Here is an 11494-nt window from a genome sequence, read left to right as displayed (position 1 = left end):
GCCTACTTTTTATCGAGAGTAGGAAGCGAACCGGAAGCTTAGTGAAGCCGGGAAGCTCCGATCCGGCAGCTGCCGGAATAGAGATCACCCGGCTGAACTTAGCTTTCAGGAGCTGATACCTGAAGATAAAAATCAGCCTTGCGTTTTCTGTTTCGTCTTTGGGGCAAGCCAAAGATGAAAACCCGCCTGGTAGGGCTAGCGGAAATTTATTGGAGCAGAATCGATCCTCTTCAACGCATCTTGAAAAAGACTTTCACAGAAAAAGCAGGTCTTCAAAATATGAGGACCTGCTTTGTGCATTAATCTAACCCTATTTTTCTAAGCTTTCTAGCTTAAGAATTTTTTACGTAGATCTTCAACTTGTTCATCATTAATTGGAATCAGCTTACCTAATGAAGCTCCCATAACAAGTGATTTCGCGCTAAACTCAGCTACTTCCAGTTTATCGAAAGTTCCGAGAAGTTTATCACCTGTTACAATGACTGAATCGTTGTTAACAAGAACGGCTGGTGTATCTTTTGAGATCGTATTTAAGATAGCTTCCTCACCTGCAAAGTGTGAACCAAATGGCATATTTGGAATATCTTGCAGGAAGATCCAGCTTTCCGGAATTGTACGTACATCAAACTTCTCATCAGTAACACTGTAAGCCATCAGGTATGGTGTTTGTGTTAAAATGATGGAGTTGATTTCAGGATTACGTCTGTAAATTTCCTGGTGCAACCAAGTTGAACGACTCGGAATTTTTCCAGGTTCACGTTTTCCATCCTTGATTTGTACGATATCTTCGTTTTGCATGTCCCAGCGAGAAACCTGAGGAGGAGTGATCAGGAAGTCGTCGCCTTTCCAACGAACTGAAACAGTTCCGTAAGAACTAATCATCAAACCCTGATCGCATGCACGGTGAACAATCTTGCGAATATCTTCACGAATTGCACGTTCATCTGACGTATATTCAACTGTTTCCATTTCTGGCAACAAGTGAGGAATCTGCGCCTCAAATTCTTCAATCTGCGCATCAGTCAAATAGTTTGGTTTACCTATTTGGCTACCATAAATAATGGTGCGACAGCAGAATTCCAGTGTTTCAAAACGTTGGTAAGTATCAATCATGTCGGTACCACCAACTACAGTACCATGGTTTTCCATGATTACAGCGTTGAATCCTTTTTTGAATTCTTCGGCAATTACATCACCCAACTCCTGACTACCCGGCAATGCGTAATCAGCATAACCAATATCACCACATACATGTTTTGCCTGAGGGATAATGTTGGTATTCGGAATCTGACGTACAATACTCAATGAAACCAATGCTGGCGGGTGAGCGTGAATAACCGCTTTAATTTCAGGGCGGCACTCATAAATTGCTTTGTGGAAAGGGAACTCTGAAGATGGTTTGTGACGACCTTCAATTGTTCCGTCTTTACGCACACAAATGATGTCAGATGCACGTAACGTTCCTTTGTCGATTGCAGAAGGAGTTACCCAGATGTCTCCGTTTTCATCGATAATTGAAATGTTACCACCTGAAGTGGTTGTTAAACCACTGCGGTAAATCTTATCAATGATCATCGTGATCTGATCACGCGGATGCATCAATTTGGTGTCTAATTTTCTCATTTCTAACTAAATTTATTTAGGAATATTAATAAGCTGCTTCGAAAATCTTCACAGTTTCTTCCAGATTTACAGGACGAGGATTTCCTCCGGCACAAACATCGGCCAATGCTTTCTTCGCCATCATCTCGAAATCTTCCGATTTTGCACCTAATTCTTTTAAACCAGCAGGAATACCAACATCAGTTGAAAGTTTCTTGATGGCATCGATTGCTGCTTTATTTGCTTCCTCTGTTGACATACCGGTTGTATCTACCCCTAATGCTTCAGCAACATCACGGAACTTATCACCGCAAACAGGAGCGTTAAACTCTTCAACGTAAGGTAAAAGCACTGCGTTACAAACACCGTGAGGTAAATCGTAAACAGCACCCAATTGGTGAGCCATAGAGTGTACGTAACCTAAGCCACAGTTTGAAAAAGCTTGTCCGGCAATAAACTGGCCCCAAGCCATTTTGTTACGGGCTTCCATGTTTGTACCATCAGCTACCGCATCGCGCAAACTTTCACCGATTAGTTTAATTGCTTTTAATGCTAAAGTGTCAGACCAATCGAAAGCTCCGGCAGTAACATAAGCTTCAACAGCGTGAGTCAAAGCATCCATTCCTGTTGCAGCAGTCAGACCTTTAGGCATATTAACCATCAACACTGGATCGTTAACGGCGATGTCAACCAAACAGTTTTTATCAACCATTACCATTTTCACCTGACGTTTTTCATCGGTGATCACATAGTTAATTGTGATTTCACTGGCAGTACCTGCTGTTGTGTTAATCGCAATCAAGGGAGCTGATTTTTTGGCCGAGATGTTAATTCCTTCATAGTCCTCGATGTTGCCACCATTTGTAGCCAGAATAGCAATTGCTTTACCGCAATCCTGTGGTGAACCACCGCCCAAAGTTATAATTGCATCACAATTGTTATCTTGATAAACCTTTAAGCCATCGTTAACATTTGTTACAGTCGGATTTTGTTTTACCTGATCGAAAACCAAGTAGTTCAAACCTGCTTCTTTCAGAATTTCTTCAACTTTTGAAGCCAAACCAATTTGTACCAAAACAGGGTCGGTAACAAATAAAACTTGTTTGTAAGAACTATTTTTCAGATCCTCTTTCAGCTCTTGCAGAGCATTTGGGCCAACCAGGCTCAAAGGAGGTAAATAAATGCGTTTTGCAGTTTCCATTTGTTGTTAAATTTGTTGATATATAGTGTATTTTAATCTAAAGCCAATTTGATTTCCGGCTTAAAGCCAACCACATCGGCAACAACTAAAGCTGCCCCCAATGCACTGGCATTGTCAATTTCGGATGTAATAATTTCTTTTTGCGTGAAATATTCCTTCAACAAGTGAATATAGATCGGGTTGCGTGCAAAACCACCGGAAATAAACAGTTTGCTGGTTGTATCGTTTTGTGGAATTACCAGGTTTATCGCTGTAATATTCAAGGCTGTCAAATCAACCATCAGTTTTGTATAAGCTTCTTCGTAGCTTGCAAAAATGCCCAAATCCACTGTTTTCAAACCTTCCTCGAAACTCTCTTTCCCGTTCGGGAAGAAAACGGAGGTCGACCCGAAACGTTCTTTTTGTTGAGCCAACAGACTTTCGTCACATTTCACATACTTGAAGTATGAGCCTTCAGTTTTGAAGTGTGTAGCTAACTTTTCAGCCCACACTTCGTGGAAATGTCCCATAAACAAACGCGATGATTTCACTTGTTGTTTATCCGGGCTCAAAAAGCAAAGGCAATCCTGTTCCAGCTGATTTGCCGTTAATGGCTCACTGTTAAACGGATTCATGGTAATACACCAGGTGCCTGTCGAAACTAAAATAAAGGGTTCTTCACTTCCTTTCAAATAAGGAACTAGAGAAGAAGAACTATCGTGAATACCGGTTCCCACCAACACATTTTTTCCGCCAATTTCACTTTCGAAAACAACGTCGTTGGTTACCGGTTGTGGTAATTCAATTTTTTGATCCTCAATCCAGGGATGATAAGCCATATTATCGTAATCCCACATAAAAGTGTGGCACCCGATTGATGTAGGCTCAGAAACTACTTTTCCATTCAAAGTATAAGATAAGTATTGCGGGAAGTGCATGATTGATGCAGATTTCGCAAATACGTCCGGTTTTTCCTGTTTTAACCACAGCATCTGAATTCCGGAATTCAGTAACAAGCCCAACGCCGGGCTTGCGGTACGACGGCAAAACTCATCTTTGCCACCATAGTTTGCAAATAAATCTTCAGAAATACTTGCAGGTACTTCCTTCAAATAATTATAAACCGGAGTCAAACGGTTTCCTTCACCATCCAAAAACATGAGTGAAGCTCCATACGTTGAAAAGTTTACCGCTTTTAAATCGTACTCTCCAGCTTCAACTACATTTTTTAATTCTGATTTGATCCAGTCGGTGATCCGGTCAATGTCATCACATTCAAATCCATCTTCGTCTGCGATAACCGGGAATTTTTGTTCTTGTTGAAAAACCAGTTTCAAGCTCTCGTCGAAAAGTAATACTTTCTTATTGGTTTTTCCGATATCGAATACGGCAATAACTTCTTTCATGGTTTAGTTTGCAGGCCTCTGCCTTGATTTTTTTATTAGTAGCAAAATGAAAATTACCGATCCCCAAAAGGACCGGTAATTTTTAAAACATGTAATTATCTTTTACTTAAAACTTCCTTTTCGTATTGCTGAATTTCAGCGATATAGTCAGTTCCTACAGGAACACCTTCCTGCATACAGTAGTAATCCCAAACAGCTGCGAAAGGCATTGTTTTCAATTCTTCCATCATAGCCAGACGTTCGAAGTTTTGTCCAGCTTCTTCCATTTCAATCAACTTTTTAGTTGGCTCCAACATCGCAATCATGAATGCTTTTTGAGCGGCACGTGTACCTACTACATAAGCACCAATACGGTTGATTGAAGCATCGAAGAAGTCTAAACCTACATTTACGCGGCCCATGAAATCGTTACGTACAATTTCAGAAGCGATCAACTGAACTTCTTCGTTCAATGTTACAACGTGGTCAGAGTCCCAACGGATAGGACGAGTTACGTGCAACAATACTTCGTCAACAAACTGAAGACAAGAAGAAATCTTATCACCAACAACTTCTGTTGGGTGGAAGTGACCATTGTCCAAACAAATTAGTTTGTTATTCTTAATAGCATAGCCCAGGTAGTAGTCGTGAGAACCTACAGTCATTGACTCAGCTCCGATACCGAATACTTTACTTTCAACAGCATCTTTCATGTTTTCTTTAGGATACTCAGTAGCAAAACCTTCATCCAAAGATTTTGTTAATTGAGCACGCATGCCGTTACGGTCAACAGGTGTATCTTTTGATCCATCAGGAATCCAGGTATTCAATACACAAGGAGATCCCAGTTGCTTACCAATTTCGTTAGCGATTTCGCGAGAACGTTTCAGGTGTTCTACCCAAAACTTACGGATTTCTTCATCTTTTGATGATAAAGTAAAACCATCGTCGGCTTTAGGGTGAGAAAAGAATGTACCATTGAAGTCCATACCGATTCCCATCTTCTTACACCAATCGATCCAGTCCTGGAATTGCTTAACTGTAAGGGCATCACGATCAACCATTCCTTCAGAAAAATCGCCATACAAAGCATGTACGTTTACACGTTGCTTACCAGGAAGCAAACCCATTACTTTTTCCAGGTCAGCAGTGATCTCAGCGATATTACGCGCTTTTCCAGGGTAGTTACCGGTAGCTTGGATACCACCAGACAATTGACCATCAGGATTCTCAGTACCTGATACGTCGTCAGTTTGCCAGCAGTGCAATGAAATGGCCAATTCGCCCATTTTTGCCAATGCTGCATCAGTATCTACACCTAGTGCAGCGTATTGTTCTTTTGCTAATTCATAAGCTTTTTTGACTAATTCAGTCTTACTCATATCTTCAATTTTTATTGGTTATTATGTGATAAATTACTTAATCTGTTTCCTGAAAACTATTCCATATAAAAGACTTCTTCCAGAGGAATACTTACCGGAGAATTGTCCGGATTTGTTTTCATGACATCCGCCATAAAAGCCCACCATTTTTGGACAATTTCTGTTTGTCCCAAATCCTGAGAACCACCGTCTCCGCTTACTTTTTGAAAAGCAAACAGGATATTGGTTTCTTCATCCAGAAAGATCGAGTATTCACTAACTCCTGCGTCTTTCAATAGTTTTTTCAACTCTGGCCAAATTTCATTATGGCGTTTTCGATATTCTTCTTTTTGTCCCTCATTGAGGTACATTTTAAATGCTAAGCGATCCATAATTTAAGTGATTAGTAGTGTGGTAATGTGTTAGGTTTAGTTAAAAGTTTACAACGAATGTCGATAGGATCAATACGATGATACCGATAACCAAAACAACCATCGTCTTGGTTGATGCACCTTTCCATTCATTCAACAGGATTCCCCAGATATTACTGAAAGAGATGTTCAAAGCCATCAGAATACTCCATGCGAATACTGCGATACTCGGAGCTAATTGGCTTTTACCCATTCCGTAAAAGTGGAATTGCAAGAACCATAAAAATCCTGCTAAGAATGTAAAGAAGATATTGTTTAAGAACACACCTCCGGATACAGAAGTATAGTCTTTAATTGTACCATTTTTAATATTCAGGTAGAAGCAATAAATGAAGTTTGTGATGAAACCACCTAATAGCACAAATGCCAGGGTCAGGTTACTTTGGTACAGCGGATTTACACCAGCTTCCAATGCCGCCGCATCAATTGGCTTACCAACTTCGTAACCATAGCTCATGGCTGCACTCATCACACCGGCCAATACGGCGATGATCAAACCTTTTTTCAAGGCGAATTCTTTCACTGCAGCTTTTCGTTCTTCATCCGAAAGTCCTTTATTTTTAAGCGCACCGGCATAACCGATAATTGCGATACCAGCCAGACAGATAGCAACACCTGCTACAATCAATAAACCGGCACTTGATGCAAAAAGATTCTGTCCTGCAACGATTGGCGGAATCAATGTACCAAACGCAGCACAAAAACCTAAAGCAATACTTTGTCCAAGGGCAACACCCAGGAAACGGATACTTAGACCGAAAGTCAGACCTCCGATACCCCAAAGTGCTCCGAAAAAGACAGCTAATAGTTTTGATGACATTGGTGCGGCGTGGATGATGTCCATCATCTTTCCGTCAGGCAAGGTAAAAAAGGCTACAATCCAAGGAATAAGGATCCAGGCAGCTACTCCCTGAGAAAGCCAGTAAGATTCCCAGCTCCAACTTTTTACCTTTTTAAAAGGAACATAGAAGCTCGATGCACCGAGGCTCCCGATAGCGATCATGCCAATTGCGGCAAATGAATTCATAAGCTTGTAAGTTTTAGTTTTATAATTACATTAGATTAATCGGATGTCAAAAGTAAGGGGACTTTCCGCCATAATCAATGCATAAATTGGCAAATTATTTGTACTTTTTGGCACTAAATAATCATGAACGACTTTTTCAAATATCTAACGCCGGGGGAGCGCGATAAGGAATGGGGAATTTACCTGAATGTTGCCGGATCTTCTCTAATTCAACCGAATAGAATCTATCCCGCCCCTCACCACCCTTCCGGTTATTTTTTCAACTGGGAACAGGGTCGTTTGCTCAATGAGTACCAAATAAACTACATCACTGAAGGGAAGGGAATTTTGGAAACAAAATCGGGCAAATATCAAATTAAACCGGGGAGTATCTTGCTGATTTCGCCCAATGTTTGGCACCGCTACAGGCCGCTGCTTCGCACTGGCTGGAAGGAGCATTACATCGGTTTTAACGGTGCTATTGCTTCCCAGTTTTTAACACACCCGCTCTTTTCGGCAGAATTACCGGTTATTCAAATTGGTATGCACGAAGAGGTTTTGGACACTTACCTCAAGATCTTCGATTTAGCCCGGGACGAAAAACCAGGATACCAGCAAATTGCATCAGGGATGATTATAAAGTTATTAGGCTACCTTCTGTCTTTTGAAATGCAGAAAGAATTCACCGGGAAAAGAATTGCTCATATTATTGAAGAAGTACGCTTTAAAATGAGAGCAGCAGTTGATGGGAATATCGATTTGAAACAACTTGCCGATCAATATCATATTGGCTATTCGTATTTTCGGAAGATGTTTAAAAGCTACACAGGAGTTGCGCCACACCAATATTACCTGGAATTGAAAATTATGCGAGCCAAAGAGATGCTGCTATCAACCGATAAGAGTGTTAAAGAAATTAGTTTTGAACTTGGTTTTCAATCGATTCACTATTTCAGTCGTATTTTCAAGAACAAAACCGGCATCTGTCCCAGTGAGCTACGAAAATAAGAAAGGGGAAACACCATTTCACCGGATTTTCCCCTTCAATATTTAATTCCAGTCTATGCGCGAACAGCACAATAGACAATGCCCACTTATTATCTAAGAATAAACCGTTAAAAACAGCTTACGAGGGCCTCCATGATCTCGGAATTCGCAAAGATAAATTCCTTGCCAGGTGCCCAGATTCAATTTACCATCTGTAATCGGGATGGAGAGTTCAGCTCCTATAACAGAAGTTTTTATGTGGGCTGGCATATCGTCTCCACCCTCCGAAGTATGCGTGTAAACCTTATTATTCTCCGGAACCATAATGTTTAAAATAGATTCAAAATCACGTCGTACCGAAGGATCTACATTCTCATTCAAGGTAATACCTGCTGAAGTGTGTTTTACCAAAATGTGCAACAAACCAGCCTTCGGAAAATCGGGAATATCAGCCAACTCTGCTTCAATTTTATCAGTAACTAAATGATATCCACGCCGGAATGCAGGTAATTTAATTTCTTTCTGCTGTATCATAAACTTTCGGTTTTTAGTTTAACAATTTATTTGATAGAGTTATTATTCATTTTGTAATTTCTGCTTGTCACAAAACCATCGTTCAAGCGACCTTAAGATAGCAAAATAAATTGTTTTGTTTCCCCAATAAAACATGATCTTTAATACCAATAAAAGAATCGAGCAAAGCAAGCAGGACACCGGGGAATACGCATATAAGCGAAGTGAACGATTATTGGTCTGTTTTGCTACTTTTGCACAAACTTTTAACCATGCAAAAACACAAAGCTGAATTATTGGTTCCTGCCGGAAGTGTCGATTCTTTCAGAGCTGCCATTCGTGGTGGTGCCGATGCTGTTTATCTGGGTCTAAAACAATTTAATGCCCGCGTACGGGCCAATAACTTCAGCGAAGACCAACTACCGGCTATTTTGCAGGAAGCACATAAGCATGGTGCAAAAGTCTACATTACACTAAACACCGTCATTAAAAATAAGGAGCTGCCCAGGTTACTCGATTTCATGGCATACCTTGAGAAAGTTGGAGCTGATGCCATTATTGTTCAGGACTGGGGTGTTTTTTCCCTCGCCCGCCAATACTTTCCGAAGTTGATTGTACATGCGAGTACTCAAATGGGAACACACAACTCTACTGGAGTTACTTATGCTGCTCAACTAGGCATTAAACGGGTTGTTTTAGCACGCGAACTAACATTTACCGAAGTAGAAAGTATAGCCATTAACCCGGCCTGTGAGCTGGAAATTTTCATTCACGGAGCGTTATGCTATTCTTTCTCCGGACAATGCTTTTTCAGTAGCTATATTGGTGGTAGAGGTGCAAACCGAGGCATGTGCAGCCAGCCCTGCCGGATGGTCTACAAGGATGAGCAAGAGAAAAAACACCTGTTTAACCTGAAGGACAACCAACAATTAGAAAACCTCGATAAGCTGTGCGAATACGGCGTAAGCTCTCTGAAGGTTGAAGGAAGAATGAAGTCGGCTGATTACGTTTTCCAGGTGGCATCAGCCTATCGGTTAGCATTGGATCATCCGGAACGAAAAGACGAGGCAGAAACCATGTTGCAGATGGATTTTGGACGTGAAAAAACCGGCTATTTTCTGGCTCAAAATGTTTCTGATGCTATTACAGATAATTCAAATACCGGCCTGTTTATTGGGCAGATCACACGTGTCAATAAAAAAGAAATCACTTTTTTCAGTACACAAGAGCTAAAAAACAACGATCGGTTCAGAGTGCGAAATGCACAAACGAACCAAACTTTCAACCTAAAAGCAGAAGATTTGTGGGAGGAAAATGGTCGTTACAGCATTTCTTACGATGGCAAAGAGACTGTTAGTGCGGGAGACGAAGTTTATCTGATCGGGCGACGCGAGCAGTCCTTTCCTTCCCGACTGCCAAAAGTTCCTGCTCCGCAAGTTAAACTAAGCTTTCAGCAAAAGAGCAAACTGTTGCAACAACAAGTTATCCACGGAAAACAGTCGACCAAAGAAAGTCTTTTTGTACGGATCGATGACACAGGTTGGTTTCAGTTTATTCGTGCTGAAGAAGTTGAATGCATTATTTTATCGTTGGGCCGCCACCAATTGGAACAATTGAATTTCGACCAGAATTTCATTCAAAAGAATGTGGCCAAGATTGCCATTGAATTGCCCAAATTTATTGCTGAAGGAAACTTACACCAATGGAAAACACGAATTGAAAAAGCCGAATCAGCAGGGATTAGCCAATTTTTCATAAGCCACCTGTCACAAAAGTTACTGCTGTCAAAATCAAGTCGGGTAAGCTGTAATGAACAAGTTTACGTATTTAATGATGCCGCGTCTAAATTCCTGGCGAACCAACAAATCAATCACTTTTGCTATTCGATTGAAAATGATTTTGAAAATTTAAGCAACCTTCAAAATAAACAAGGAATTGTGCTTTTGCACAGCATTCCCGAGTTGTTTTATTCGCGAATGCCCGTGAAAGTTGAAGGTGATAATAACACCTTTAAAGACGAGTTCAACAAGACCTATCAAAAGCAAACCCAAGATGGAATAACGATTGTGATTCCTGATCGCCCGGTAAACCTCTTTCAATACAAGAAGAAATTACTCGAGACTGGTTTTAATCGGTTCATGTTCGATTTGAAACACCAAAAGCCAAACCCCAAGCTCATTAAAAAAGTATTTCTAAGCTATCGTTCCGGTCAACCAATTCAACCGTCAACTGTATTTAATTTTAAGAAAGGATTACAGTAATACGCATTTTTTCGAATAAAATCATCAAATTTTATATAATCTGCTATTCATTTTCTATATTAGAACCACGCGAAACCTAAGATCTTTGCTGCGACTCGAGCTTAGCTTGCATTATACAAGGCGAAGAGAATGACTTAGATCGAATACAAACCAAATAACGACCAAACCAAGATGAATAAAACACTCCTAACCACTATCATAATATTTTTATTCTCTCTCTCCCAAGTTTCAGGGCAAATTAGCATCAAGAAAGAATTAGGAGGTATTTGGATTACCGACGATGGGAAAAATATTGCATTTTACCAGAAAGACCCCATGACCATTAATACAGCTGAGAAGCGAAATAACTTTCTGCACCCTGTTATGTTGCCCGATGGTACTACAATTACTGAAAATGTTCCGGACGACCACCCGCACCACCGGGGAATTTTTTGGGCATGGCACCAAATTTTAATTGGAGATCAACAAATTAGTGATGGTTGGGATTTGAAAAATTTCAGCGTTGATGTTAAAAGCATCGAATTTCAGCGGACAAAAAACGGCGATGGAATGCTTACAACCACGTCTTTCTGGAAATCGCCTCTTTATAAGGACGGCACCGAAGGCTATTTAAAAGAAACAACAAGCTATACTTTCCATCAGCAAAAAGGGAATTACCGCATTATCCATTTCAAAATCCGCTTAGTGCCTTTGGTTGATAATTTTAAACTGGGCGGCTCGAACAATGAAAAAGGGTACGGTGGATTTTCGGCCCGCATTAAACTCCCG

Annotated in this window: 10 protein-coding genes; 3 read left to right on the top strand and 7 right to left on the bottom strand. The window is 40.6% G+C overall.

What is annotated here, in order from left to right; all coding sequences use genetic code 11:
* Window positions 1-327: 327 nt before the first annotated feature.
* The 6 genes from AC37HE_RS11210 to AC37HE_RS11185 all read right to left on the bottom strand — a co-directional run bounded on the left by AC37HE_RS11210 (window position 328) and on the right by AC37HE_RS11185 (window position 6986).
* A complete protein-coding gene (locus AC37HE_RS11210; protein ID WP_500782932.1) occupies window positions 328-1623 on the bottom strand; it encodes a class II aldolase/adducin family protein in 1296 nt (431 codons plus the stop codon).
* Between the two features lie 25 nt (window positions 1624-1648).
* Window positions 1649-2803, bottom strand: a complete 1155-nt coding sequence (locus tag AC37HE_RS11205) for an iron-containing alcohol dehydrogenase (RefSeq protein ID WP_500782931.1) — start codon at window positions 2801-2803, stop codon at window positions 1649-1651.
* Between the two features lie 32 nt (window positions 2804-2835).
* Entirely contained in the window at window positions 2836-4188 is a 1353-nt protein-coding gene (locus tag AC37HE_RS11200) for an FGGY-family carbohydrate kinase (RefSeq protein ID WP_500782930.1), read from the bottom strand.
* A gap of 95 nt (window positions 4189-4283) precedes the next feature.
* Complete coding sequence (locus AC37HE_RS11195; protein ID WP_500782929.1) at window positions 4284-5549, bottom strand: L-rhamnose isomerase; 1266 nt, start codon at window positions 5547-5549, stop codon at window positions 4284-4286.
* 56 nt (window positions 5550-5605) lie between these two features.
* Entirely contained in the window at window positions 5606-5920 is a 315-nt protein-coding gene (rhaM, locus tag AC37HE_RS11190) for an L-rhamnose mutarotase (protein WP_500782928.1), read from the bottom strand.
* Window positions 5921-5960: 40 nt separating this feature from the next.
* Window positions 5961-6986, bottom strand: a complete 1026-nt coding sequence (locus tag AC37HE_RS11185) for an L-rhamnose/proton symporter RhaT (RefSeq protein WP_500782927.1) — start codon at window positions 6984-6986, stop codon at window positions 5961-5963.
* Window positions 6987-7109: 123 nt separating this feature from the next.
* Here AC37HE_RS11185 and AC37HE_RS11180 point away from each other — a divergent pair, with 123 nt between their 5' ends.
* Window positions 7110-7973, top strand: coding sequence for an AraC family transcriptional regulator (locus tag AC37HE_RS11180; RefSeq protein WP_500782926.1), 864 nt, complete (start codon window positions 7110-7112; stop codon window positions 7971-7973).
* A 93-nt stretch (window positions 7974-8066) separates the two neighbouring features.
* Here AC37HE_RS11180 and AC37HE_RS11175 read toward each other — a convergent pair whose 3' ends face one another.
* Window positions 8067-8486, bottom strand: a complete 420-nt coding sequence (locus tag AC37HE_RS11175) for a secondary thiamine-phosphate synthase enzyme YjbQ (RefSeq protein ID WP_500782925.1) — start codon at window positions 8484-8486, stop codon at window positions 8067-8069.
* A gap of 251 nt (window positions 8487-8737) precedes the next feature.
* On the opposite strand from AC37HE_RS11175, the gene AC37HE_RS11170 reads away from it, so the two are divergent.
* Window positions 8738-10726, top strand: coding sequence for a peptidase U32 family protein (locus tag AC37HE_RS11170; protein ID WP_500782924.1), 1989 nt, complete (start codon window positions 8738-8740; stop codon window positions 10724-10726).
* Between the two features lie 171 nt (window positions 10727-10897).
* Window positions 10898-11494 (top strand): DUF6807 family protein (locus AC37HE_RS11165; protein WP_500782923.1); only part of this gene is annotated, 597 nt, incomplete at its 3' end.

The sequence above is a fragment of the Mangrovibacterium sp. genome, assembly GCF_059905295.1.
The sequence above is the reverse complement of the archived record's forward strand: the minus strand, read 5'-3'. Positions and strand labels throughout refer to the sequence as shown.

Excerpts from the sequence above, each read along its gene's own strand:
- AC37HE_RS11195 (WP_500782929.1), bottom strand. The coding sequence starts at position 5,549 with ATGAGTAAGACTGAATTAGTCAAAAAAGCTTATGAATTAGCAAAAGAA.
- AC37HE_RS11205 (WP_500782931.1), bottom strand. The coding sequence starts at position 2,803 with ATGGAAACTGCAAAACGCATTTATTTACCTCCTTTGAGCCTGGTTGGC.
- AC37HE_RS11175 (WP_500782925.1), bottom strand. The coding sequence starts at position 8,486 with ATGATACAGCAGAAAGAAATTAAATTACCTGCATTCCGGCGTGGATAT.
- AC37HE_RS11185 (WP_500782927.1), bottom strand. The coding sequence starts at position 6,986 with ATGAATTCATTTGCCGCAATTGGCATGATCGCTATCGGGAGCCTCGGT.
- rhaM (WP_500782928.1), bottom strand. The coding sequence starts at position 5,920 with ATGGATCGCTTAGCATTTAAAATGTACCTCAATGAGGGACAAAAAGAA.
- AC37HE_RS11210 (WP_500782932.1), bottom strand. The coding sequence starts at position 1,623 with ATGAGAAAATTAGACACCAAATTGATGCATCCGCGTGATCAGATCACG.
- AC37HE_RS11170 (WP_500782924.1), top strand. The coding sequence starts at position 8,738 with ATGCAAAAACACAAAGCTGAATTATTGGTTCCTGCCGGAAGTGTCGAT.
- AC37HE_RS11200 (WP_500782930.1), bottom strand. The coding sequence starts at position 4,188 with ATGAAAGAAGTTATTGCCGTATTCGATATCGGAAAAACCAATAAGAAA.
- AC37HE_RS11180 (WP_500782926.1), top strand. The coding sequence starts at position 7,110 with ATGAACGACTTTTTCAAATATCTAACGCCGGGGGAGCGCGATAAGGAA.